Genomic DNA, 23,620 nt, shown 5'->3' on the forward strand with positions numbered 1-23,620 from the left:
CCAGCGCCATCCCGAACTCATCGACAGTTGCCTCACCGAGACCGGACTGACCCTCACCGCAGACCATCCGAAGCCAATCCGAAAAGGTCAGTAATCGCTGCTGCCCCTACACAGACGCCCTCCGGCACTCAGCCCGACACCTCGGATTGAGCGAGAGGGCCAGCCCTCCCTCGTGTTGCTCAAACTGAGTGCCTGTTCCATGTCTCCAGTTCTGGGTGGCCTTGGCGCCTAGGCTGGCCTCGTGTCCGAGGGCGCCGGGCGGACCGGAGAGCGAGTGTGCGGGGCTGTGGCGAACGGCTGAGGCCGGGACGGGTAGCGGCCGAACCGGCCGGCGACGGAGTGGCCAAGTGTCCGGTCTGCGGGGAAACTTGGGTGGTGGGGGTGGACCGGGGGTCGAACGCCGTCTACTGCTCGCGGCGGTGCGTGACGAGGGCCTGGAGGGCCCGGAAGGATTCGTACGGCGAACGGTCACGGTGAGCGTTGCGCGAACACGTCCGAATCACACTTCTGATCAGAAGCCGGTCACTTCCTGTCAATCATTGCGATCGACGGCGTGGGCCAGGCTCCGCAGGCCCCCTCCATCGCCCCCTCCACGGCTCCTTCGCCCACGCGGGCGGTTCACGCAGGTCAGCCCCGCCGGACAAGGGCCCGCGACGCGTTCGACAACCCTCCTAGGTCGACACAGGGCTGGAAACCGACTGGAGTGCGAAGGAAGGAAGTGAAGGACTCGGGACTGGTCGGGTGGAGACGCGACTGGAGTGGGGACACCAGCTGTGGGTGCTCACGGAGAAGGGCCACAAGGAAGCCAAGCTGCTGCTGCCGAGGAACGTACGGGTCTCCGCGCTGCGCAAGCTCGAGGTCAACGACGATGGCGAGCCGGTCACCGGCGAGGGCTTCGACGAACACGCGGCCGCCGTCACGATGACTGCCGCGGTCCTCCCCGGGGCCGGCTTCGGCACGCCGCTGTCCTGGCAGACCGAGATTGCCCACAAGCTGCCCTACGACTACACCCAGTACGCCGACCTGACGATGCGCGCCCCGGATGCCGGGTGCCCGCGATGCTTTTGGAGGTCGACCGCGTCAACGAGCCCGTCGACGACCTGGTGGCCAAGCTGGGCCGCTACACCGACTGGTTCGAGCTCCTGGCCCCGAAGACTGACGCGAACAAGGAGCGGGCAGCCCGCCGACAGGGTGCGGCGGTGCACGACTTCCGACTGTGGTCGCGGATCTACCCGGCGACCGGCCGCGAGGGCTACGTGCCGGTGGCGTTCGTGTTCACGGGCAAGACGAAGGCGCAGCGCGCGAGTCGGATGCGTCGCCTGGAGGAGACCGCCTGCTGCTACTTCGCCGGCACCCCGTACCCGTGGGGCTCAGTTCACGGCCGTCGACTACCACCAGGCGGTGCCCGTGGTCGTCACCGAGCTGGAGCGGATCACCGCCGACCCCGAGGGCGCGGCCGGGAAGGTGTGGCGGCGGCTGGGCCGCGAGCAGTGGCAGACGCTGAACGAGGCGCTGGACAATCCGGACGGCGAGCGGCTGTACGCGGTGGAGGTGGAGCAGTCCCGCAGGCGCCAGGCGGAACGCAAAGCCGCTGAGCGGGAGGCGAAGCGCCCGGTGTGCACCCGGTGCGGCACGAAGTTCACCGACGAACGCTGGCAGTCGACCCGGCAGTCCTCCTGGCGCAGCCAGACGGACGGCCTGTGCGGGCCGTGCGAGACAGAGCACTGGGACCGGATCGAAGCCGAACGTGTCGCGCAGCGGGAGGCGGAGGAAGCCGCAGTGCGGGAAGCGGCCGAAGCGGAGGCGAAGAAGAACCGCGGCCTGTTCCGCCGCCGGTAGACGCGGGCAAACCCAAGGGGACCCTGGGCAAAGCCACCCTCGGACGGCGGCTTGCCCACCCCCGCCGGGGCGCGCTGAGGTGGGCAAGCCCGGCCGGGACATCCCGGCCGGGGACGCCAAGGAGGATCCGGTGCGCAGTTTCGAGACGGGCCAGACGGTCGTGCGACGCGATGTCCACCGCTCCGGCCGGGTGTGGAGCGAACAGGCGCTGCGGGTCCTCACCGACACCGACGAGGCGCTGGTGACCGCCTGCGCGCCCGGAGCACAGGCCCGCTGGCCCGCCCTGTACGCGCAGGCCCGCACCGAGGGGGACCGCTCGGTGCGTACGGAGGCGTTCGACGCGATGGCGTCCGGCCGGTGGGACCTCGAGGACGCCGTGTGGCAGGAGACCGACCTGCTGCTGTGGAAGCCGCCGGCGGCCTGGTTCAGCATCAACGCCTTCTTCGTCCCGGACGGGGAGGGGCGCCGGCTGCGGAACTGGTACGTCAACTTCGAGCGCCCTACCCGCCGCACCGAGGACGGGTTCGACACCTTCGACCTCACCGTGGACCTGCTCATCGACTCCGACCTCACCCGGTGGCAGTGGAAGGACGAAGACGAGTACGCGCACGTGCGGCGCCTCGGCATCGTCTCCGACACCGAGCACCAGGCTGTGGACGCCGCCCGCGCCCAGGTCCTCGCGATGCTCGCCGAGCGCTCCGGCGTGTTCGCAGACGCCGAGCGGTGGGCGCTCTGGAGGTGGGAGCCGGCCTGGCCCGCGCCGTGCCTTCGCGGCCTTGCGGCGGCGGTCGGGAGGGTTGCACCGGAAGGGGGCTGAACGGTTGCCTGGACGGTTGCTTTCAGCGGGGGACCGGAGGTGTGACCGAGGGTGTGAACCCCCGCAATCGGGAGCGCCCGCCGTTACCACCGGGCGAAAAGATCGACACGACACTGACGTCACGACCGAGGGGGAAGTACACGGTGAGCAACAAGCTGCTCTGCTACACCAGCAGCTCGCCGCCCGCATCGCACCCGGGTCGGAGACAGTGCCCACACGCTGCCGCCTGGGACGTAATCGGCGAGGGCTCTCGGCAGCCGTGATGAAAGCGAGCAGTTCCTCGGTCGCATCGAAGGCGATCGCTGCGCCCGTTGGCCACCGCGCCAGTCCCGGAGCCTACTCAGTGCTGGCGGTCGGCTGCTGCTGTGGCCAGTTCGGCGAGCTGGGTGGAGTGTGGCAGGCCGGCGAGTTCGGCGCGTGCTTGCTCTAAGCAGGAGGATGCCATCCGGGCCGCCTTGGTGAGAGCGCCTGTGCGTGTCAGCACAGCGAGAATGTCTCGGTGTGCGGTTACGGGGTCGGTGCCGCCGCGGAATACGGTGGTCAGGCGGTTGCGGTCAGCTTCGTCGGCGGCTTCGTAGGCGAGCAGGATGGGCAGGGTGGGTTGGAGGTTGGCGACGTCGCTGGTGGCCGTCTTGCCGGTGACCTGGTCCTCGGCGGTGTAGGGGAGTAAGTCGTCACGGATCTGGAAGGCCATGCCGAGCTGTTCTCCGAACTGGCGCAGGGCCTGGTGCTGCTGCGGGGGTGCTCCGGCCAGGATCGCCCCGGCCTGGCAGGCGGCGCCGGTCAGCGCGGCGGTCTTGGCGTGCATGACGTTCAGGACGGTCGGCACGCCGCAGGTCAGGTCGCCGCGGATTTCGGTTTCGCGCATGAGGCCCTGGCACATGTGGCGCAGGGCCTCGATGGTGACCGTGCCGCCTGCAGCATGCGCTCGGCGGGGCCGGAGCTGAGCAGGGCCGCGACGCCGGCCATCGACAGTCCGTCGCCTGCTACCAGGGCTTCGGCGAGCCCGTACTGCTCGGCGGTGGAGGCCCACCCGCGGCGTACCGGGTCCTGGTCGATGATGTCGTCGTGGACGAGGCTGGCGACGTGCAGGCATTCGATGCCGGCCGCGACGGCCAGCACCTGGTCGGCGGTGCCGCCGACGGCTTTGGCCGACTCCATGCACAGCACGGGGCGCAGGAGTTTGCCCGGGGGGAACAGCGCGTCCGATGAGGTCGGCCATAGCCGGTGTCCAGCCAGCGAAGACCACGCTGTAAAGGGGGCTCGGTCAGGGTGATCGCCTGCGTTGTAGAACCGCCGCGCGAGGCAATCGCACAGCGACACGCGAGAGTTGGACTCTGGCAGCACGGGCTCGACAGCCTAGGACAACAAGGGTCTCCTGATGCGCGGAGCGGTTTCGTACCCCTACCAACAGGACCTGTTTCTATGCGCAGCCCTCGCGAAGATCACTCGTGCAGGGGCCGGGTCGAGACATCCGTTCGCTTGCCACCCGGCAAGAAAGACAACAGCTTCTCAGGCCGGGCCGACCGTCGTCTTCACGCTCTCGTTGTCAGTGGCGGCTGGAACGCTGGTCGGATGAACGGCGATGAGCAGCTGCTGAACGGCCGCGTCTACGGCCACGACCACGACGACCCCAACCCCGGCCCGCTCCCGCACCGGACCTACGCCGAACTGGTCGGCGGACCGCTGGACGGCCTGCTGCTGGACATCCACGGATGGCGGACCGAGGAAGTCGACGACGGGGTGGCCCTGGCCACCGAGCTCGGGCAGTTCCCCGGCGGGCGGTCGCTGTACGACCCGCGCCCCGGCGAGGCGCGTACGGCGGGCCCGTTGAGCTGCCGCTTCTACTACTCCGGCGACACGCCCTGACCACAGGCCCGACCACGGCAGGTCAGCGCAGTGCTGGCCTGCCGACCACGACCGCCTGCTACGGCCTGCCCTCGGTGAGCTGGGCGGCGGTGTTCTCGATCCACAGCAGCGTCCACTCGACTCCGGCCCGCCAGCCGGGCTCGGGCTCGGGCTCCGAATCGTCGTAGCGGTCGGCGGCGGCCCGGATGTTGGCGGCGAGAGTGCGCAGGTCTTTCTGCAGTCCCTGCCTCCGGGCCGTGTCCATGGTCTGGCGCATCTCGTCAGTGATCTCAATGGGGTACCTGTCGCTCACCACCCCACCCTGGACGATCAACCCCGCCGAAGGCCATACCGCGACTGAAGGCCCTGGCCAGCCGCGGATGGCCCATGACAGGCTCTGCCGCAGAGAAGGAGAGGGGGAACCGCGGTGAAGAACGGGTTTGCCGAGACGGAAGGCGAACTGTGTCCGGACTGCCTGGCAGGGCCGAGTCCGGAGAATGCCTGCGTCGGTGTCGGGATGCCCATTCAGATGTGGCATACGTCCGAGTGTCCGCAGTTCGTCATCATGCAGATCGGGTGGGAGGCGGGTTCCCGGAGCATCAGGGAGCAGAGGAGTGGGCCAGGGGTGTCTTCCCGGTCGCTCACGAGAGGCTGCGGCAAGCGGCCGCCGCCTTGCCGGCAGACACGGCCGCTCAGCCGTTCGTCAATGCGCTGCTGGCGTTGGTCCAGGCGCAGGCCGGCCCCACCGGTTTCGTCGGCCTGCACGAGTGGGCGGAGATTCTGGAGCGGTACTTCCCGCCGGAGCTCCCCGACCCCGACCACACCACCAGGTAGGCGTCCCGCGGCCCAGACCACGGCAGAGAGCACCCCGACCATGAGGCAGACCACAGCAGGTCACCGCGTAGGCGTGCCGTTCTGATGGCGGGCGGCTGCTGCTCAGGTGCCTGGTGCCGGTGGTGCTTTTAGGCTTTGCCAGGCACGACCGCCCGTATTCCGGGGCCGTCCCGCGATTGGTCTTGGGGGCGTGCTGGTCCGGGGATTCGACGAGCTGGTGGTTCAGTTAGCGCAGGTCGGCTCGTTACTCGTACCGGTACTTCAGCGAGTCCGCTTCCGCCTGCTCGATGTCAGCGATCGTCAGCTCCGGCATTCGCAGCTGGGCCAGCGTCACCTCAGCAGAGGTCGGCTGGGCGTCCGCCGACAGCCACTGCTCCGGCTTCCAGGCTCCGCTGCGCAGGAGCGACTTGGGGCAGTGCGGGTAGACCTCCTCGATCCCCAGCACCAGCGCACTGGCCGGCGGCTTGCCCACGGCGGTCAGCTGCGACAGCAGCTCCGGGCGGGTGGAGACGCAGGCCCGGCCGTTCACTCTGAGCGTCGTTATCCGCCCTGGGATGACGAACAGCAGCCCGGCCCGTCCGGTGGCGATGACGTTCTGCAGGGTATCCAGACGCTTGTTGCCGGTCGCGTCCGGTATCGCCACCGTCCGTGCGTCCAGGACGGAGACGAACCCGGCGGGGCCGCCGCGCGGGGAAACGTCACAGTTGCCCTCGGCGTCCGCGCTCGCGACCAGGACCAGCGAAGAGCAGCCGATCAACCGCCGGGCCTGCTCGGTGAGTTCGGTCATCTGCTTGCGTATGGCCGTGTCCTTGGGCAGCTCGTAGACCCGGCGCAACGCGTCCTGATCGGGCACGGCGTCAAGGCGGAGCGAGTCGAAGGCACTGCTGGCAAGGGATGTCGTCATGCCACCGACCCTAATGGGCCGACCTGCGACTGATCTTGGTCGGTGAGTGCGGGGACATGGAGACGGTCGCGCCTGCTGATCCACCACCCAGCCGAACCCGCGGGCCAACTTGCTCCGAGATCAATCGCGGGCCAGCCCTTTAGGCCATGTTTGAAATGTTGATCAGGGTCATGGAACGATCTTGATGTGGCTCGTGGGGACCTGCGGGACGAACAGTGGGAGCGCTTGAAGCGGCCATTGCCGTCGATACCGAGGATGGGGTGGCGGCCTCGGGACCGCCGACAGGTCTTCGTCGCCATCTGGTGGCGGGCTTGCACCGGCTCGCCGTGGCGGGACGTCCCAGAACGTTACGGGCCGTGGGAGACGGCGTACTCGGTCTTCCGTCGCTGGCAGATCGACGGCGTGGCCGCACCTCACACACGATCACACCACGGGCCGTCCGGCATCAGGGCGCCGAGCACAGCCAGCAACTGCGGCGGCTCAAGCGGGTCCGGCAGCGAGTCCAGATCCGACCAAGCGATCCAGGCATGCGTGTCCAGATTGGACTGCTCGTCGGGGAGCAGGCCGGTCCGCACCAGGGACGGTTGCTCGTCGGCAAACTGAGCCACGAAGAAGTGCTCCGCCCCGGTGTACCGCTTGCCGTTCCACTGCACATCACGGTCGACGAGCACCGACCGGTCAAGGACGGCAGCCGGGCCGAGTCCGGTTTCCTCGGCCAGTTCACGTCGTGCCGCCACCAGCGGCGTCTCGCCAGGCTCGATGCCTCCACCTGGCGGTTCCCAGAGCCAGGTCCCGTCGAAGGGATCCCGCCAGTGCAGAAGAAGCAGGCGGTAGGCAGCGTCCAAGCAGATGACCCGGGCGGCGGGTCGGTGCGTCGTTTCCACCGTCCTGACGCTATGCGTGCTCGAAATGGCGATCAAGACCCGGCTTGATCGCCATTTCAACGGCCTAGGGGGCCGGGTGCCTCATAGGCTGTCCTGCGGATCTTGAATGCCTGGCGGTCACACTCCGATGAAGCTCACTGTTTTCCGTCATATTCGCTCGCCCGGTAGGGGTGCCGTTAGCGAACGGCGAACCTACCGACATGTAGCTGAGCGTGACGAACTTCGGGACGGTTTCACCGAGGGTGCTGGTGTTCTGGGCTGGGGCGTACACCTGCAGGTACGGCTTCCGGTCAGCAAGCCTAGATGATGTACGGTCCGCGGTGATGGATGGCTCAGCAGGAGAACCTCAGCCGCCGTGGGACGCCCTGGCCGCGACGGTGCGGGCGGCGCAGGCGGGCGATGTGCTGGCGATGGACGAGGTGCTGACCGTGGTGGCGCCGTACGTGACCAGGCTGTGTCGGCCGATTGTCCTGTCGAACTGCGAGGATGCCGTCCAGGAGGCGCTGACTGCGGTCTTCGTCGGGTTGCGGGGACTTCGCGATCCGCGGGCGTTCTACGGATGGGTACGCATCGTCACCGTGCGCGAGGCGGTGCGGGTGGCGCGGCGCACCGCGGTTGAGCGGACGGTCGATCCCGAGGAGTTCGTCGGCCTGCCCGGTCTCGTCGGCGACGGGGAGCTGTCGGCACAGGTACGGGACGTGCTTGCGCGGATGCCGGTGCATCATCGCGCCGTGCTGGTCCTGCGCGAGCTCGAGGAGCTTGATGAACGAAGTGCTGCCGAGATCCTGGATATTGCGCCGGGAACGGTCAAGTCCCGGCTGCACCGCGCCCGTTCGGCCTTCCGGAAGGCGTGGCAGCAATGAGTATTGACGGTGTGACCCGGCTGCGGCTCCTGGCCGCGGGCCTGCACACGACGATGTACGCGGAGGAGCGCCTTGAGCTGCCGTACGACAAGGTGTGGGCGGTCGCCTCGGATCTGGCGGGCGAACTGCCGCACCTGGTGCCCCTGTTGCGCGAGTTCCGCGTTCCTCCCGGCGATGCCGATCGCAAAGGCGCTCTGGCGAGGGGCCCGTTGGGCTGCCGCAGCGCCTTCGAGGTGCGGCTGGCTCCCGGGTGGTGCCTGATGCAGTCGCGGCTTGTGGTGGGGGGTATGGCGGCCGTGCCGGAGGGTGACGGCACGCGCTTCGCCATGCTCGGCGCGGCGCGTCCCGCCGCCCTGCGGCCGGTTCAGTGGGCGTACGCTCTCCGGGCCCGCCACGGGCGGATCTTCATCCGGAAGGTCGCGGAGCGGGCGGCCTTGCGCTCGTAGCCTTTCAACTTCCCGTCGCGAAAAGCTCGTTCATCGCCTTAGCGACCACTTTGGGACTCTCCTGAGGCAGGAAGTGGCCGACGCGCGGCACGATCCGTACGGTGAGGTCGTCTGCGTGGCTCTCGCCTCCGGCCAGCATGGATGGCGGGATCACGTTGTCCCGCTCGCCGCCCAGCAGCAGGGTCGGGACGGTCAGTCGCTGCCCGCGCCATGTGCCGCGCAGCAGCGCGGGGATCTCTCGGACCACGTACTGCCAGAACATGGCCTGCCCGGCATGCGCGCCGGCCTGGGCCGCGGCGCTGAACTCCGCGAGCTCGCCGGTTTGCCAGACCGACGGGTCGGCGACCTGGTGCCGCAGCAGGAAGCGACTGAACGCAGGCCAGTGGCGCAGCACGGCCCTGCCGATGACTGGGTACTCGACGAAGGCGGTGTACCACTGCCGCCACAGGTTCGGCAGGATGGCCCGCTGCCGGGCCCACGGGTGCGCCATGTTGAGCGCCAGGAAGCCGCTGAACCGCTCCGGTGCCCGCAGGCACAGCCGGAAACCGATGTGGGCGCCCCAGTCGTGACCGACCAAGCCCACGCGGTCGAGGCCGAGTGCGTCCAGCAGTGCGAGCATGTCCTCGGACAGGCTGTCGATGTCGTAGCCGCGCCGGGTCTGCTCCGACCAGCCGAGGCCCCGCAGATCCGGCCAGATCAGCCGTGGTCCGGCGGCCGACAGGGCGGCGACCCGGTGCCAGGCGAACCAGTGCTGCGGGAAGCCGTGCAGCAGCAGGACCGCCGCCCCGGTCCCGTACTCGGCGACATGTAGCCGGATGCCGCGCACATCCACCCAGCGATGCTCCGCCCCTTCGGCGTTCGGGAGCGGCCTGCTCGTGGCGGCCGTGGCCGACGTTGTGCTCGATGTCATGGGAAACACCTCTCGCCTGCGGCGGGTCTCCTGCGGGCCCGCTTCGGCATGTCAGGAGGCGGGACCGGGCCGAAACGTTCCCCGCGACCCGCTGGAGCGTCCCCGCCATCCGCGCCGGCGGCAACCGGCCCCAGCAGCCGACCCCGCGGTCGGCTCACCCGAGAGTCAGGGCCAGTTCGGCACGCGGTCCGCAGGGAGCAGGGGGCGCAGGGCGCCGAGGACGGCGCCGATGCAGATGTCGCGGAGCTCGGTGCGGGAGCAGGTCTGCTCGGTGAGCCAGTCGACGACGAGGATCTGGACGAAGACCAACCAGCTCTTCAGTACGGCCGAGACGGTTCGGCGCGCGCTCTCGTCCGCGAGGGGCAGCACGGCGAGCAGGCGGGCGCGGAGCGCGTCCAGCTCGCCGGTCATGATCGTCTGGAGGACCGGGTCGCCCGCGAGCACCCGGTTCGCGGCGAGGACAGCGTGGCGGTTGGCCACGAAGTAGTCGAGGTGGATGTCCATCCCCTGGACGAGTTGCCCGACGAGCGAGTCGGCGGGGTCGAGCTTCGTCTCGGCGAGCAGCCGGTCGGCGGCCTGCTGGTAGACCGCGGCGAAGAGCGCGTGCTTGCTCGGGAAGTAACGGTAGAGCAGGGCCCGTGAGACGCCGGCCTGCTGGGCGACGTCGTCCATCAGCACGTCCTCGTACGGGCGAGCTGCGAACATCCGCGCGCCGACGGCGAGGAGCTGGGCGCGGCGGTCGGCGGGGCTGAGGCGCTGGCGGGGAGGCACGGCCAAAGCTTACTTGACACGCGTCTACTTACTCGCCACGCTGTGGTCGAGCTTAGTAGACACACGTCAACTATGACGTCGGACCAAGACAGGGTGACGGACCATGGCCAGGACTCTGCGTGTACTCGTACAGCTCATGGGGTGGGCGTGTGTGGCGATCGGGCTGTTCCATGTCGCCCTCGGCAACGCGGCCATCCCGGGCGCGGGCTCTGCCGGGGCGACCGTCGACAGCTGGGGGCGGTTCATGGGGGCGAGCTTCGTCGGCTACGGACTGGCCTGGCTCTGGGCGGCCCGGCAGCGGCCGATCCCGGCGACGGCGGTGCGCGCCCTCTCCGCCGCCTTCCTGCTCGGTGGGCTCGGCCGGCTGATCTCCCTGGCCGTCCACGGCTGGCCGCAGTGGTTCCAGATCGCGCTCGCGGTGATCGAGATCGGCCTTCCGCCCGTCCTGTTCTGGCTCGCCCCGTCCGAGGAGCGCGCGGCGCCGCGGACGGCGGAACGTGGCGCAGCGCTGCACCGCTCCCCGGCCCGAGACCTGTGACGGATCGCGGGCTCCGACGGGATGGCGCCGGGCGGGACGATGGCGCTGGGAGCCCACGCCGACAGCTGCGGCGGTGGCGTCGACGCCGGCAGCGGACCGGGGAATCGGGACGTCGGTCGGCTCGGCGGGCAACGGGGGCACCTCGCGAACCAGCAGGTGCGTGAACTCCCGGCTCCGCATCCCGCTGCCCAGCACCAGCCCGCCCATCGCCGCGTTCCGCCCCGGGAACCGGCCTCGGAAGTCATCGTCTTCAAGCCCGCCCGGGCCCAGACCCGGCCAGGCCGTGGCAGAACAATTCGGCGAAGTCCTTCTCCAAGTAGTGGATCTTCACGTGCGGCCTCGGCTGCCTCAGCCTCGCCAGGTTCCGCTCGCCCTGCACCAGCCGGCCGTCCACCATCCGCATCAGTGTGAACGGCACCGCCGCCGCCAGTCCCTCGGACACGGCCCACCTGTAGAACCGGCTGAGCGCGGTCACCTGAAGCTCCCACGACGACGACACCAGCCGCTCGTCCAATGCCCCATCAGCCGCCGGTCCGCGTACGTACCCAGCGCGGCCACGAGATCCTGCCGCGGACCGAACACCGCAACACGGTGCCGCCGAAGATGCATCAGCCAGTCCCGGGCTGCCAGCGCGTACGCACGCCATGAATTCGGCGATGGAGCCCCGCTCGACGGAAGCGTTCGAAGCCACGCATTGACCGCCCGGGTGGCCCGTGGCCCGCAAGCGTCCTCGAACAAGAAGTCGTCATCGATCAGCACCGGCATCCACTCAGGGATCAACGGCTGACTACCCAGGCCCCAGCACTGCCAGCCCTCGGCTGAGAAGCAGTGCACCAACACGCACCGGGACGCTAGGCCCGCGACACGACCTCCATCAACTGCTAACCCCACAAACCATCAACGGGAGATGAGGCATGTGAGACACGCAAAGAAAGCAGCGACAATCTGGGTACAGAACGACTTCTGTGCCCGCGTGATGGGCGCCTCCGACGACTGGCCGGTCACCTACGAGGACCCGGCCACCCAGGAGAAGACCGTTCATGGCACCGCCGATGGCCGCGCGGCGTGCCTGCATCACTCCCTCACCTATACGGCCACGCAGGCGATCGTCGCCGGACTCGGAGCCCGCGCCCTGGGCATCCGGGTCACCCCGGTGCGGCCGCGGCCGCGCTCGCCCTGTCCCTCGGCACGCACTACATCGCCGACCGCCGGGTGCCGGGCGAGGGCGTCCTGGAGAAGATCGCCACCAAGACCGGCAAGGGCGGCTTCTACAAGCTGGCCGACTTCGGCATCAACGGTGCCTTCCATCTCGACAGCGCGTGGCACCACGGCTGGGAGACCGTCGCCGCCCTCATCGCCACCACCAAGGCGACCAGCCGGTGACCGCAAGGTCCCGCACCCGCCTGGACCGCGTCCGCGCCTCCGCCGGGATCGCCAAGCTCGCCCTCCAGCAGATCGAGGACGAACTGACCAGCGACATCGGCGCCGGCCACCGGCAAGGCCCGCAAGCAGCCGTACTTCATCCACCCCCAGGACGAGCAGGTGATGGCACTCGCGGGGCTGTACGAGTACTGGCGCGACCCGGCCGTCCAGCAGGACGATGACCCGGCCGCCTGGCTGATGACCTGCACCATCATCACCACCGAAGCCACTGACGCGGCCGGCCGCGTGCATCCGCGCATGCCGCTCGCCCTCACGCCCGACCACTACGATGCCTGGCTCGACCCCGAGCACCAGGATCCTGACGAGTTGCGGGCCCTGCTCGGCCAGCCGGCCGAAGGCCATCTTCATGCCAGGCCCGTCTCCACCGCCGTCAACAGCGTCCGCAACAACGGGCCCCACCTCCTCGACGAACACTCCGCATGACGCCCGCCGACCCTTGCTTGCGTCCCGCGGTGCAGGCGAGTTCGCGTCGATAACGAGCGCGGGGGGCGCGGGTGTGGCACGGTGGGCGCAGGCTGGCTCCGTCGCTTTCCCCCGTAGCGACGGAGCCAGCCTCACTCTGTGCTCCCGCGCGCCCGCTCCGTTGCGAAACGTTCGTAGCCGCACACCTGGCTGTCCGGCATCCCGGGTGGTGGGCTCGGCGGGCGTCGTTGCCCAGATGCGGGCGATCGCCGCATGGAAGGCGAGCACGGTGTCATCGTCGAGACCTGTTACGTCGATGACGAGCAGGCCCGGTTCGGACAGGTGAGTTTCTCGGATCGGGTCCACGTCTGTCAGTACGTGCTCGGCACGGCGCAGGTTCTGCGCCAAGCGCGGATTCACCCGACCGGGGCACTGTCAGTGGCGGCATCTACCGTCAGGGCATGACCAATTCGCCGAACTCCCCTGATCAAGCATGGGTGTTGAAGGCCACCATCTGGGCGGCGCCGGCCGCCGCTCCTCAATGGAAAGAGCAGCTGAACCGGCTCCGCCCGATCGCATCGTTCGACGACACCACGAAGACGTGGCAGGCCCGCCTTGGCGCCCTCGATCTGGAGGGACTGAACGTGTTGCAGGCTCTCCTCGACGCCGCCAGCGCCCATGGCACCCGGGTGCTTCTGGAACCTGCGGCCGTTCCAGAGAGCTGGGACGGCCCGGTCTTCACGAGGGGGCCGGACGTGGCAGCCCTGCTGGAGTCACAGGCCGACCAGGGGCGCCCGCTCGGTCAGCTGCCTCTGCGCTGAAAGACCCGCGCCGGGCGGGAACTTCAAGCACGCTGTCGGCGACCTGGAGATAGTCGGCGGCACTCGTCCGCGATCGTGTCGAAGGCGTAGACCGGATCTCACTGGACGGAACCAGGAGCCGCCCCTGGAAGCCGGTCGCCGTCGATGGCGGTGGCGGTGGCGGTGGCGGTGGCCTGAAGGTAACCAGCAGCGGCATCGTCCTGCTGCCCGGTAGCGCAAGTTCCGCGTACAAGGCGGTCTCGGCGGGCACGGTGCGGCTGAGTTCCTCACGTCCGCTGTGCGCCACCGAGACCGGCAAGGTCTCCTGCAAGGGCAAATCAGGAGTGGCGGATCACCGTGGTGGTCACCTGAGCGTGACCGCGTCCCCGGCCGACACCTTCAGCGAGGTCGTCGTGGTGCCGGGGAAGTACCAGCGCCAGCTGCCCGCCGCCGTGGCGGTCACCTTGGTGCTGAGCCGGCCCAGGTTGTCCGTCGTCACGGACTTGACCGTGCTGTAGTGGGCGGCACCGGACGCGCGGAACTGCAGCCTGACCGTCTGTCCCGGGTAGCCGTGATACTTCAGGTCCTCCCAGTTGGCCCGGGAGAGCTTGCCCTTGACGGTGAGCTGAGCACTCTTGGCGACGGGTTCGGGGGTCGCGTCCGTGGTGAGCTGTGCGGCGCGCTTGACCTTGTACTGGGCGATGTCGTCGTAGATCCAGTAGTCGCCGTCGTTGGCCTTGACGGTGGCGGCGACCACCCAGACACCGGCGAGCCTGTTGCTGTCGATGTCGTCGCTGTCGGCGATCCAGGCCGGGTCGACCGTCATCGTGCCCGTGCACACCGACGTCGTCGAGCTCTTCCTCACACAGGACGAGTCGCCGTTCCAGGTGAAGAAGCCGTACGGGGTGGTCCTGTTGAACGTGTCGAGATGCGTGATCTTCTTGGCGCCCGAGTCGTCCTTGATGGTGACGGCGATCGGGAACGTGATGGTCTTCGCCGTGCCGACGATGACGTTGCCGCCCTTGTTCACGACGGTCTTGGTGACCCTGACGTCACCCTCGCCCTCGGCGTGTGCTCCGGTGGCCGTGAGCAGGGCCAGGGCTGCCGCCCCGCCTGCCACGGCCCACAGTCTGTGTCTCATGTTCCTCCCCTGTCGATCTAGGAGAGATTAGACCGTTCGGGTGCGCCCGTGAGCGGTCCGGTACTCGCGCGCCTTTCCTATCTGACGGTTCGACATGCTTGGCGTGCACGATTCAGCCGGGCGACTTCCTCGCGTCCGCTGTCGACTGGGACACGCAGTGCCCGGTATGCGGCTTCCATCAGGCCGCTCCTCGGCAGGGGATGTCACCATGACTGGCCGCTGTCGCGCTTATGTCGCACGATGTCCAAACGCGCCGTCTGGGCGGTCACCTTGAACTTGAGCTGACGATGATCGGGAGCTGATGGCGAGGGCGGCGGGGTAGATCACCTGGTGCCCGTAGCGGGCGCGGGCGCGATCGGCGACGGCTTCGATGGCGAGGGGTTTGTCGTCGCCGGCGTCGAGGGTGAGCTGCCGGGTGGCCCGGTTGTCGGGCCGAAGGGCGTCGGCGCGCAGCGCGATGGTGCGGACGCGGGCGCGCTGGAGGCCGAGGGAGTCATACACGGCGTACGCCGCGCGGGCCAGGAGGACGGTGTGCTGGGTGGCCTCGGGCAGGGTCCTGCTGCGTCGGGTGGCAGTGAGATCGGCGTAGCGGACCGTCAAGGTCACGCCCCTGGCGATCTGGTCGAACCTGCGCAGGCGGGCCCCAAGATCGTCGGCGAGGGCGAGCAGGACGCGCCGGTGGGCGGCCGGGTCGAGTTCATCGCGGGCAAAGCGGTGCTCCGCGCTGAGACTCGCCGGGGTCGGCGTGGGGTCGACGATGGTGGTGTCGCGGCCGTGGGCGTGTTCATGGAGGGCGCGTCCGGCCCGGGCGCCGAGCAGGCGCTGCAGTGTGCCCTGGGGGACGTCGGCGACGTCGTCGACGGTGTGCAGGCCGTACTCGGCGAGCGTGGCCGCCGTCTTCGCGCCCACGCCGGGCAGCTCCCGTACCGGCCGGGGCCGCAGGAAGGCGGCGATGGCCTCGGGGCGGTCGTCGATGACGGTGCGCCGGCCCGGTGGGGTGAGGGCGCAGGCCATGGCGGCGAGCATCCGGTTGCCCGCACAGCCCGCAGAACTGGGCAGTCCGAAGTGGGCGAGGACACGCAGCTGGACCACTTCGGTCAGGGCCCGGGCGTCGCGCTGCCAGTAGGGGAGTGCGCCGGTGAGGTCGAGGACGGCCATGTCCGGCTCAATCATCTGCACGCGGGGCGTGATGCCTTCGAGCAGGCGGCGCAGCCGCTCGACAAGTTCGACGTCCGGTTCGGCCGGGAGGTCGAAACGCAGGTGGAGGATGTGACGGCCCATAGTGATCACCCCGCGCTTCCCTGGCTGCGGTGGCCGAGCCGGCGCAGGTCTGCTGAGCGGGTGCCGGCGGGCTGGAGGTCCGCGTAGGGGTGCAGGCGGGCCCCGGCGGTGCCGTCGGCGAGGGTGCGTTGCGGGGTGGGCGAGCCTGCGGGGGTGGGGGAGGGGGTGGTGCGGCCGAGGAGGTCGAGGGCGGCCTGGGGTCCGTGGTCGCGGCGGGCGGCGGCCACCTCGTCCAGGTCCCAGGCCATCTCGCCGACCACGGTGCGGCGCGGGCCGCGGGCCTCCACGGTGCCGCGGACCAGCAGCAGCCCCGAGTGGAAGACGGTGTGCGCGCAGGCTTCGTGGGAGTCCTCGAAGAAGGCGATGTCCACCAGGCCGGAGCCGTCCTCCAGGGTGCAGAAGATGACCCGCTTGCCGGACGGGATGGGCGGCGTCTGCGTGGAAGCCCGCACACCGGCGACCAGGACCTTCTGACCGGGCACCAGGCCGCGCAGGTGAGCGGCGTCGGTCGCGCCGAGCTCGCGCAGCAGCCGGTGGTGGTACTCCATCAGGTGCCGGCTCACGTCGATGGAGAGGACCTCGAGTTCGGCGCCGAGCTGGTCGCGGCTGGTCATCTCCGGCAGGCCGCTCGGGGCCGCGGTCACGAGCTCGCCGCCCAGTGGCAGCTGGCCGTCGGTGGCGGTGCGGTTGCGGGACTGCCGGTGCAGTTCGGTGGCCTGCAGCAGAAGATCGCGTCGGGTCAGGCCGGGGGAGAGGGCATCGAGGGCACCGATGCGGATCAGGCGCTGGGCGAGCGGCAGGGACGGGCGGGCACGCAGCCACAGATCCTGCAGCCCGGTGTAGGGCTGCCCGGCCACCAGGCGCGAGGTCTCCGCCTCGGTGATGCCTTTGACCGTGGAGAACGCAAGGCGGACCCCGAAGCCCTGGTCTGTCTGTTCCACGCTGTGCTGCCCGCGGGAGTGGTTGACGTCGACGGGCAGCACGGGGATGCCGTGACGGCGGGCGTCGGCCACGATCACACGGCGCGGCCACATGCCCGGATCGTGCTCCAGCAGCCCCGCGTACAGGTGCGCCGGGAAGTGCGCCTTCAGGTAGGCGGACTGCAGAGCGGGCACGGCGAAGGCCACCGCGTGGGCGCGGCAAAAACCGTAGGCGCCGAAGGAGGAGACGGTCTCCCACACCTCGTCCAGCACGTCCTTGGTGTAGCCGAGCTCGCCCGCGGTCCGGCGGAACCACTGCTCGACCCGGGGGAGACGGTCGGGGTCGGCCAGCGCGCGGCGGGCGACGTCGCTGGCGGCCCGGTCGCACCCGGTCATCCGGGACAGGATGGCGATGATCTGCTCATGCCAGATCACCACGCCGTACGTATCGGACAAGATCGGCTCAAGGTCCGGGTGCGCATACACCGGTTCGGCGCCATGGCGGGCAGCGATGAAGAGGGCGGGCATGCCCCCGCTGACAGGTCCGGGCCGAAACAGGCTGATGTCCGCGATGACGTCCTGCATATGGCGTGGCTGCAGACGGCCCACCAGATCCTGCTGACCAGGGCTTTCGAGCTGGAACAGGCCCACAGTGTCCGAGGCCCGGATCATCTCGAAGGCCTTCTGGTCGTTCAGGTCGACGTGGTCGGGGTTGTCGAGATCAAGAAGACGTCCTGTCGTCCGGCGGATCTCGGAGACCGCGTACGCCATAGATGACAACATCCTCACGCCCAGCACATCGAGCTTCAAAAGGCCAAGATCTTCCACTTCCTCTTTTGCAGCCTGGACCATCGGGTAGCCGGCCGGGGTGGGCTGCACCGGAAGCCGGTCGAGCAGCGACGCGTTCGAAAGGATCACTCCGCACGGGTGCATGGCGTAGCCGCGCGGCAGCGCGTCCAGGCCTTCGGCGAGCTCCCACAGTGGCCCGAACTTCCCTGCCTCAGAGGCGAGTTGGCGTAGCTCCGGCAGTTCGGCCAGGGCGCCGCGGATGTCCCGGGCCCGGATGTGCGGAAAGCTCTTGGCGATCTCGCCGACGACCTGCGGCGGAATCCCGAGGGCGAGACCGGTGTCCCGCAGGGCGTGGCGCGCCCGGTAGGTCTCGGGCATGCCGGTGACCGCGGTCCGCTCCTTCCCGAACCGTTTGATGATCGCGTCGTACACCTCCAGGCGGCGCTCGGACTCCACGTCGAGGTCGATGTCCGGCAGCGACGTACGCCGCTCGCTGAGAAAGCGCTCGAACAGCAGCCGGTGCTCGAGCGGGTTGGCGGTGGCGACGAACAGCGCGTGATTGACCATGGAGCCGGCGCCGGAGCCGCGCGCGGCGACCCGGATCCCCAGCGCCCTGGTGTCCGCGACGACCTGGGCCACGGCCAAGAAATACCCCTCGAAGCCCAACCGGCCGATGCAGTCGAGCTCGTATCGGAGCTGCTGTACGGCGCGTTCGTCGCGGTCCAGGCCGCGGGCGACCATGCCGGCCTCGCAGCGCTGCCGCAGAAGCCGCGTCGCCGAACCCGGCTCCGGGCTCGCTCCCACCACGGCCGGTTCGGGGAAGTGGGGACGTCCGAGCCCGAGATCGGCCGGGGTGAGGGTGCAGGACTGGCCGGTGGCTTCGGTCTCGGCCAGCAGACGGACGGCGCGCGCGGGGTCGTCGCCGACGGCCTGGGCGATCCGCTCTGCGGCCGCCGCCATGACCTCGGGACCCTTCAGCCACCGTTCACCGCCGTCCAGGTGTCGGCGGTCGACGGGCCGCAACAGCCGGGCCGCGTCGAGCACGTCAGCCAGCCGGTGCTGGCCGGGATCGGCGTAGCGGACCGCATTCGACAAGACGGCGCGGACGCCAAGCTGGTCGGCCAGCCCCACGGTGCGCGCGGCCAGCCGCAGCGAGCCCGCACCCGTGCCCTGCCGGCCCAAATACACGGCCTCCAGCCGCAGCCGCTCTCCGGCCATCTCCCGCCACGGCACCAGCAGCTGCTCGGCAACATCCAGGCGGCCGGCGGACAGGGCCCGCACTGGCTCGGAGGCCGGGCCGAGCAGCACCACCAGGTCGTCATCGGCGTAGGCGCGCAAGGTCGCCCACGACACAACCGGCGACGTTCCGTCGGCTACAGCGTGGGCGGCGGACACCAGGCGACACAACCGGGCCCACCCGGCCGCGTTCTGCGCGAGCAGGGTGATCCGCAGCGGCGGCTCGATCACGTGCGCGCCTCCGCGCACCGGCGTACGCGACCGTCCGGCGGCCGGATCGGGCGAGCTGAGAGAAGCGACAGCGACGTCCACGCCGAAGACGGGGCGGATACCGGCGGCCGCAGCGGAGTTGGCGAAGCGGACCGTGCCCGCGACGGTGTCCCGGTCGGTCAGGGCGAGAGTCGTCATCCCGCGCTCGGCAGCACGTTGCACGAGAGCACCGGGGAGCGATGCGCCGTAGCGGGCCGAATAGCCGGAGGCGACGTGCAGATGAGTAAATCCACCGCTGCGCACCTCCCGTCGTTGCTGTCCCTCCCTGACCTGCGTCCTCTCCAGGTACCCACCATAACGCGGAATCGTACAAGTGTGCGAACAGGAGAACTGAGGCGTCGCCGTGGATCGTGTCGGCGGATGAGCTGTGGGACCGCCTGCTGTCGCGGCATGGACCGGTGGTTTCGCAACTCGGACACGAGGCTGTACGCCCCGGGCCACCCAAGGTCGTGCAGAGCTATTCCACGATTGGCCCAGTCGGACACTCGTCGAGTGGCCCACAGGCCCGGGCCACTGGCTGCATAGTCTCGAGACCAATGCGGCTGAGACCACGAGCGACCTCCGCGGGGGCCCCGGGGCCGAGACTGCTGCCTGCTGTGGGGTTCGGCCCGTACCTGCCGGTCGGCCGGACCGAGTGAGAGGACGACGACCTGCTGTGAAGGCGTGCGGAGTGTCCGGGGCCGAGAAGGAAGTCGCCCTGCTGGAGTTGCCCGAACCGTCACCTCCCGGGCCCGGCCAGATCCTGGTCGCGGTTGAGGCGGCCGGGGTCGGCCCGTGGGACGAACTGCTCAACGGCGGTAGCTGGGACGTGGGGCTGCGCCCACCGGCGGCGCTGGGAGTGGAGGGCGCGGGCAAGGTGCTGGCCGTCGGCGCGGGTGTCACCCGGTTTGCCGTAGGCGACCGGGTGCTCGCGCACGAGGCCCCACTGCCCGGGGGAAGCGGCTTCTGGGCCGAACGCGTTCTGATCAACGCGGACCACGCGGCAGCCTGCCCACCCGCGCTGGACGCCGTGCACGCGGCGGCGCTGCCGGTCAACGGACTCACTGCCTGGCAGGCCCTGGAGAAGCTGGACCTCAGCCCAGGCCAGCGGCTCCTGATCACCAACGGAGGCGGGGCCACCGGATCGCTGGCCATCCAGCTTGCCGCGGCCAAGGGCGTCGAGGTGACCGCGACCGCCTCTGCCGGCGCCGCGGAGCGCCTGCTCGGGCTGGGAGCAAGCAAGGTCGTCGACTACCACGACCCGAACTGGCCGGCCACGGTACGCGGCGGGTTCGACGCCGCTCTCACCATCGCCACCGGCACGGCGGACACCGCCCTGCCCTTGGTGCGGGACGGCGGCCGACTGTGCTCCCTGACCTCGGACGCTCCTCCGGAAGAACGAGACATCACGAGCTGGGACCTCTACGTCGAGCCCAACGCCGCGCAGCTTGTCCAGATGGCGGAGCAGGCCGCCGCGGGAACCTTGAAACAGGCGCCGGAACCCCTGGCGCTGAGCGACGGACCTGCCGCGTTCGCCCGGGTGGTCAGCGGCAGGGCCGGCGGTAAGAAGATCGTGCTCACCTGGGCATGACCCGGTCGGGCACCGCCCGATCCCGATGCTGAGCCCCGGTGCCCGCAGGCGCCGTCGAGACGTCGAGGGCTGAGTGAGCGACCGACGAGACGCTGGCGAGCTCTGCTCACGCGTGGCGTCGCCACCGTGCTGACGATGGCGGGCCGACCTGTCGAAACCCAACTAGGCTGATCCTGCTCGGGGCCGACGCGGAGGTCCCTCATGCCCCGAACCTTTTGGAGCGGCGCCATCTCGTTTGGCCTGGTCAGCATCCCTATCCGCGTGGCATCTGCGACAGAGAACCACTCGATCCAGTTCCACCAGTACCACCTGGAGGACATGGGCCGGGTGCGGGTGCGGAAGATCTGCGATCTGGAGGACCGCGAAATCCCCCAATCGGAGATCGGCAAGGGCTACGAGTACGCCAAGGACCAGGTCGTGGCGATCTCGGATGCGGATCTGCGGGAGCTGCCGCTGCCCACGGCGAAGGCGATTGAGATCCAGGCCTTCGTGCCGCTGGAGTCGATCAAACCGATCCGCATCGCGGAGGGCTACTACCTCGTGCCCGACGGGCAGGTCGCGGCGAAGCCGTACAAGCTGCTGCGCCAAGCCCTGGACAGGTCGTCGAAGGTGGCGATCGCCAAATACGCCTGGTCGGGCCGAGAACGCCTGGGCCTGCTGCGGCTGCGGGACGACGCGATCGTGCTGCACGCGATGCGCTGGCCGGACGAAATCCGCGATCCGGCCGCCGTCGACCCGCCGCACGAGACGGTCTCGGAGGAGGAGATCGAGGGCGCGCTCGCACTGATGGAGTCGATGTCCCGCGACAACCTCGACGGGCCGGAGTTCGAGGACACCTACACCGACGCCCTGGCGAAGATCATCGAGTCGAAGCGGGAAGACAAGCCGCTTCCCGAGGCCCCGGAGCCGGAGCAGCCAGGCAAGGTTCTCGATCTCATGGCCGCCCTGACCGAGTCCGTTCAGCAGGCCAAGGCCTCGCGCGGCGAGGACGCCGACGTCCACGAGATACCGAAGAAGAAGACCGCGAGGAAGCAGCCAGCGAAGAAGACGGCAGCGAAGAAGACGGCAGCACGCCGCTCACGTAGCGCCTGACTGCACGTGTCCGTCAGAAGCCCGTGCAGGAGGGAATGCCCGCCTGCCTGGGACTGTTGTGGAGGGCGTGGGAGTGAAGGGGACAGTGTCCCCGGGCCTCACGTATAGCCTGCGGGGACGATCGTCCGGCTGAAGCCCCGCAGAGCCTTTCGCCGCGTAGGCGACCGCCCTTCACCCTCACAAGACGACTGTGGCCCTGACCGGAATTCTGGTCAGGGCCACATGCATACGCCCCCAAGCGCGTGCCCTGGTGTGCGGCGCAAGACCAGCCTGGTGAAGGCGGCGCCCAGGGCGCGGGCCGGGGCGCGCTGGGCAGCCCGCCCGGCTGCAGGGACAGCACCTGTAGGGCAACGTGCCGACTGCATGAGCAAGGCGGCTGCCGAACCGGTCAGCCGCCTGCCCTGCGCTACGTGGCCCGCTCAGCCCCGGACAATGTTCTGCGCCTGCGGCCCCTTCTGCCCCTGACCGATGTCGAAGGTCACGTGCTCGCCCTCGGTCAACTCGCGGTACCCGTTGCCCGCGATCTCGGAGTAGTGCGCGAAGACGTCCGGGCCCCCGCCGTCTTGCTCGATGAAGCCGAAGCCCTTCTCGGAGTTGAACCACTTCACGGTGCCGCTGGCCATACCGTCGATCCTTCGTTCATACCTGGGAACAGCCCGTCAAACCGGGCATGCTCCGGCCCTGCAACCGCACGAGCCTGCCCCCGTTGTACCCCCGATCACACCGCTTATCCGACCCACACCACGCCACACGCCAAGCCCCTCCGCGCTGCGCCGCCGTCAGTGCGGCGGTGACGTCAGGCGGGGGACGTCGGCGGGGGAGAGGTCAGGGCGGGCGCGGTGCCAGCGTGCGGGGTGGCGCCACCGGCCGGAGGCGTCGCGGGCGACGTCGACGCCGACTTCCACCACCAGTTCGGGTTCCACCAGCGTGACGTTGAGCATCCGGCGGCTGCCCCACCCAGCGGAGAACGACCAGCCTGTCCAAGGGTGGCCGCCCCGGCCCGGAGCGAGCAGGCCGGCGACCGTGCCGCTCGCCGCCCGGGGGAGAGCGGTGGTGCGGCCGGTGTACTGCAGTCGGCCGGCATCGTCGTACCTGCCGAGCAGCAGGCTGCTGGGAGCGGCCAGGGAGCCGGTGACCGCGCCGACGATCGCCTCGGTCGTCTCGAGGACCTTGTATTTCTGCCATCCCCTGACCGACGGCTCGTACACGCCGTCCAACCGCTTGAAGATCACACCTTCCATCCCGACCGACGACCACGTCAGCCACTCGCGCACCGTGCCCGGATCGGTGGTCGACGGGCACAGCACCCACGGGGCGGACAGCTGACGGGCGGCGAACACGGACTCGAGCGCGGCCCTGCGCCGCCGATACGGCCATCTCGTCGTGTCAGTCCCGGCCAACCGCAGCAGATCGAACGCGACGAAGTGAGCCGGCCACTCATCCGCCGCCCTGGCCGCCCCGGCACCGCGCCGATGAAGCCGGATCTGCAGCTGCTCGAAGGCGAGCCGTCCTGCGGCATCCCATACGACAAGCTCGCCGTCCAGCGCGGTGGCATCCGGCAGCTGCCGGGCCCCGGCTCCGATCTCCGGAAACGCCGGAAGCATCTGGGTGCCGCGCCTGGAGCGCAGCACCACCTGGCCCGCATCGACGGACAGCAGGGCCCGGAATCCGTCCTTCTCCAGACTCTGCGGTGTCTCATGAGACATCAGCTCGCGTCCGGGCCCCACATGATGAAGACTCCCCAGGGCGCTCAGGCGAATCCCCCAGGGCTGCTCTTGTTTCCTGACGGTCAGGGGCGCTCTCTTCGCGTCCCTCTGCTGTGGCCTCTGGTAACCCGGGTGGCCCTGCCGATTCTGTGGCCGCTGACTGACGGTGCCGCTGTGTGGCAGGTAATCTCCGGGCCGGAGACCATAGTTGGGGGTGCAGGTGCGGGGCCGTGTTGTGGGGCTGGTGTCGCTTGCCGGTGTGACGGCGGTGCTGGCGGTCTTGCTGGCGCTGGCGGGAAACGCTGCCACATCCCAA

General features: G+C 69.6%; 24 protein-coding genes and 3 pseudogenes. 13 read left to right on the forward strand and 14 right to left on the reverse strand.

Going from position 1 to position 23,620, the window contains the following annotated elements:
- Window positions 1-1,401 precede the first annotated feature (1,401 nt).
- Entirely contained in the window at window positions 1,402-1,839 is a 438-nt protein-coding gene (locus tag ABZT06_RS46345; protein ID WP_355755023.1) for a hypothetical protein, read from the forward strand.
- A 79-nt stretch (window positions 1,840-1,918) separates the two neighbouring features.
- Complete coding sequence (locus ABZT06_RS46350; protein ID WP_355755025.1) at window positions 1,919-2,656, forward strand: DUF402 domain-containing protein; 738 nt, start codon at window positions 1,919-1,921, stop codon at window positions 2,654-2,656.
- Window positions 2,657-2,996: 340 nt separating this feature from the next.
- Here ABZT06_RS46350 and ABZT06_RS46355 read toward each other — a convergent pair whose 3' ends face one another.
- Both ABZT06_RS46355 and ABZT06_RS46360 read right to left on the reverse strand, forming a co-directional pair.
- The gene (locus ABZT06_RS46355; RefSeq protein WP_355755027.1) at window positions 2,997-3,524 is read right to left on the reverse strand and encodes a polyprenyl synthetase family protein; all 528 of its coding nucleotides are present in this window, start codon (window positions 3,522-3,524) and stop codon (window positions 2,997-2,999) included.
- Window positions 3,494-3,817, reverse strand: coding sequence for a polyprenyl synthetase family protein (locus ABZT06_RS46360; protein ID WP_355755030.1), 324 nt, complete (start codon window positions 3,815-3,817; stop codon window positions 3,494-3,496). Before ABZT06_RS46360 ends, ABZT06_RS46355 begins: the two co-directional genes overlap by 31 nt.
- Window positions 3,818-4,231: 414 nt before the next feature.
- On the opposite strand from ABZT06_RS46360, the gene ABZT06_RS46365 reads away from it, so the two are divergent.
- Window positions 4,232-4,525, forward strand: a complete 294-nt coding sequence (locus ABZT06_RS46365; protein WP_355755033.1) for a hypothetical protein — start codon at window positions 4,232-4,234, stop codon at window positions 4,523-4,525.
- A gap of 58 nt (window positions 4,526-4,583) precedes the next feature.
- On the opposite strand, the gene ABZT06_RS46370 is transcribed toward ABZT06_RS46365, so the two are convergent.
- Entirely contained in the window at window positions 4,584-4,817 is a 234-nt protein-coding gene (locus ABZT06_RS46370; protein WP_355755036.1) for a hypothetical protein, read from the reverse strand.
- Between the two features lie 359 nt (window positions 4,818-5,176).
- Between ABZT06_RS46370 and ABZT06_RS46375 the strand changes: the two genes are divergently transcribed.
- Window positions 5,177-5,338: a hypothetical protein gene (locus ABZT06_RS46375; RefSeq protein WP_355755039.1), complete on the forward strand. Its 162-nt coding sequence runs from the start codon at window positions 5,177-5,179 to the stop codon at window positions 5,336-5,338.
- A 244-nt stretch (window positions 5,339-5,582) separates the two neighbouring features.
- On the opposite strand, the gene ABZT06_RS46380 is transcribed toward ABZT06_RS46375, so the two are convergent.
- Window positions 5,583-6,242, reverse strand: a complete 660-nt coding sequence (locus tag ABZT06_RS46380; protein ID WP_355755042.1) for an MSMEG_1061 family FMN-dependent PPOX-type flavoprotein — start codon at window positions 6,240-6,242, stop codon at window positions 5,583-5,585.
- A 186-nt stretch (window positions 6,243-6,428) separates the two neighbouring features.
- Here ABZT06_RS46380 and ABZT06_RS46385 point away from each other — a divergent pair.
- Window positions 6,429-6,638, forward strand: a pseudogene (locus ABZT06_RS46385) (transposase); the annotation flags it as partial.
- Between the two features lie 17 nt (window positions 6,639-6,655).
- Here the strand turns inward: ABZT06_RS46385 and ABZT06_RS46390 are convergent.
- Entirely contained in the window at window positions 6,656-7,126 is a 471-nt protein-coding gene (locus ABZT06_RS46390; protein WP_355755044.1) for an NUDIX domain-containing protein, read from the reverse strand.
- A gap of 323 nt (window positions 7,127-7,449) precedes the next feature.
- Here ABZT06_RS46390 and ABZT06_RS46395 point away from each other — a divergent pair, with 323 nt between their 5' ends.
- Entirely contained in the window at window positions 7,450-7,989 is a 540-nt protein-coding gene (locus ABZT06_RS46395) for a sigma-70 family RNA polymerase sigma factor (RefSeq protein ID WP_355755047.1), read from the forward strand.
- Window positions 7,986-8,435: a hypothetical protein gene (locus ABZT06_RS46400; protein ID WP_355755050.1), complete on the forward strand. Its 450-nt coding sequence runs from the start codon at window positions 7,986-7,988 to the stop codon at window positions 8,433-8,435. The genes ABZT06_RS46395 and ABZT06_RS46400 overlap by 4 nt, the downstream gene beginning before the upstream one ends.
- Before the next feature lie 4 nt (window positions 8,436-8,439).
- Here ABZT06_RS46400 and ABZT06_RS46405 read toward each other — a convergent pair whose 3' ends face one another.
- Window positions 8,440-9,345, reverse strand: coding sequence for an alpha/beta hydrolase (locus ABZT06_RS46405; protein WP_355755053.1), 906 nt, complete (start codon window positions 9,343-9,345; stop codon window positions 8,440-8,442).
- Window positions 9,346-9,510: 165 nt separating this feature from the next.
- A complete protein-coding gene (locus ABZT06_RS46410; protein WP_306945549.1) occupies window positions 9,511-10,116 on the reverse strand; it encodes a TetR/AcrR family transcriptional regulator in 606 nt (201 codons plus the stop codon).
- Window positions 10,117-10,219: 103 nt separating this feature from the next.
- On the opposite strand from ABZT06_RS46410, the gene ABZT06_RS46415 reads away from it, so the two are divergent.
- Window positions 10,220-10,654 (forward strand): DUF4345 domain-containing protein, encoded by a 435-nt coding sequence (locus tag ABZT06_RS46415; RefSeq protein WP_355755055.1) that lies wholly within the window; start codon window positions 10,220-10,222, stop codon window positions 10,652-10,654.
- 250 nt (window positions 10,655-10,904) lie between these two features.
- On the opposite strand, the gene ABZT06_RS46420 is transcribed toward ABZT06_RS46415, so the two are convergent.
- Window positions 10,905-11,129, reverse strand: coding sequence for a hypothetical protein (locus ABZT06_RS46420; protein ID WP_355755058.1), 225 nt, complete (start codon window positions 11,127-11,129; stop codon window positions 10,905-10,907).
- A gap of 590 nt (window positions 11,130-11,719) precedes the next feature.
- On the opposite strand from ABZT06_RS46420, the gene ABZT06_RS46425 reads away from it, so the two are divergent.
- Both ABZT06_RS46425 and ABZT06_RS46430 read left to right on the forward strand, forming a co-directional pair.
- Window positions 11,720-12,037 carry a hypothetical protein gene (locus ABZT06_RS46425; protein ID WP_355755060.1) on the forward strand — a complete coding sequence of 106 codons (318 nt, stop codon included), beginning with the start codon at window positions 11,720-11,722 and terminating at the stop codon, window positions 12,035-12,037.
- Between the two features lie 105 nt (window positions 12,038-12,142).
- Window positions 12,143-12,520: pseudogene (locus ABZT06_RS46430) on the forward strand (SOS response-associated peptidase); the annotation flags it as partial.
- Window positions 12,521-12,745: 225 nt separating this feature from the next.
- On the opposite strand, the pseudogene ABZT06_RS46435 reads toward ABZT06_RS46430, so the two are convergent.
- Window positions 12,746-12,919: pseudogene (locus ABZT06_RS46435) on the reverse strand (DUF6207 family protein); the annotation flags it as partial.
- A 41-nt stretch (window positions 12,920-12,960) separates the two neighbouring features.
- Here ABZT06_RS46435 and ABZT06_RS46440 point away from each other — a divergent pair.
- A complete protein-coding gene (locus tag ABZT06_RS46440) occupies window positions 12,961-13,320 on the forward strand; it encodes a hypothetical protein (protein WP_355755062.1) in 360 nt (119 codons plus the stop codon).
- A 343-nt stretch (window positions 13,321-13,663) separates the two neighbouring features.
- Here ABZT06_RS46440 and ABZT06_RS46445 read toward each other — a convergent pair whose 3' ends face one another.
- The 3 genes from ABZT06_RS46445 to dnaE all read right to left on the reverse strand — a co-directional run bounded on the left by ABZT06_RS46445 (window position 13,664) and on the right by dnaE (window position 19,179).
- A complete protein-coding gene (locus ABZT06_RS46445; RefSeq protein WP_355755064.1) occupies window positions 13,664-14,440 on the reverse strand; it encodes a hypothetical protein in 777 nt (258 codons plus the stop codon).
- A gap of 228 nt (window positions 14,441-14,668) precedes the next feature.
- Window positions 14,669-15,721, reverse strand: a complete 1,053-nt coding sequence (locus tag ABZT06_RS46450; protein ID WP_355755066.1) for a hypothetical protein — start codon at window positions 15,719-15,721, stop codon at window positions 14,669-14,671.
- A 5-nt stretch (window positions 15,722-15,726) separates the two neighbouring features.
- Window positions 15,727-19,179 (reverse strand): DNA polymerase III subunit alpha, encoded by a 3,453-nt coding sequence (dnaE, locus tag ABZT06_RS46455; protein WP_355755069.1) that lies wholly within the window; start codon window positions 19,177-19,179, stop codon window positions 15,727-15,729.
- 427 nt (window positions 19,180-19,606) lie between these two features.
- Between dnaE and ABZT06_RS46460 the strand changes: the two genes are divergently transcribed.
- The gene (locus ABZT06_RS46460; protein WP_355755071.1) at window positions 19,607-20,506 is read left to right on the forward strand and encodes an NADP-dependent oxidoreductase; all 900 of its coding nucleotides are present in this window, start codon (window positions 19,607-19,609) and stop codon (window positions 20,504-20,506) included.
- 201 nt (window positions 20,507-20,707) lie between these two features.
- On the forward strand, window positions 20,708-21,598 hold the full coding sequence (locus tag ABZT06_RS46465; protein ID WP_355755073.1) for a Ku protein: 891 nt from the start codon (window positions 20,708-20,710) through the stop codon (window positions 21,596-21,598).
- Between the two features lie 419 nt (window positions 21,599-22,017).
- On the opposite strand, the gene ABZT06_RS46470 is transcribed toward ABZT06_RS46465, so the two are convergent.
- Both ABZT06_RS46470 and ABZT06_RS46475 read right to left on the reverse strand, forming a co-directional pair.
- Window positions 22,018-22,221 (reverse strand): cold-shock protein, encoded by a 204-nt coding sequence (locus ABZT06_RS46470; RefSeq protein ID WP_097276311.1) that lies wholly within the window; start codon window positions 22,219-22,221, stop codon window positions 22,018-22,020.
- 156 nt (window positions 22,222-22,377) lie between these two features.
- Window positions 22,378-23,304, reverse strand: coding sequence for an ATP-dependent DNA ligase (locus tag ABZT06_RS46475; RefSeq protein ID WP_355755076.1), 927 nt, complete (start codon window positions 23,302-23,304; stop codon window positions 22,378-22,380).
- Window positions 23,305-23,620 lie beyond the last annotated feature (316 nt).

Source organism: Streptomyces sp. NPDC005483 (assembly GCF_040606035.1).
Classification (GTDB): Bacteria; Actinomycetota; Actinomycetes; order Streptomycetales; family Streptomycetaceae; genus Streptomyces.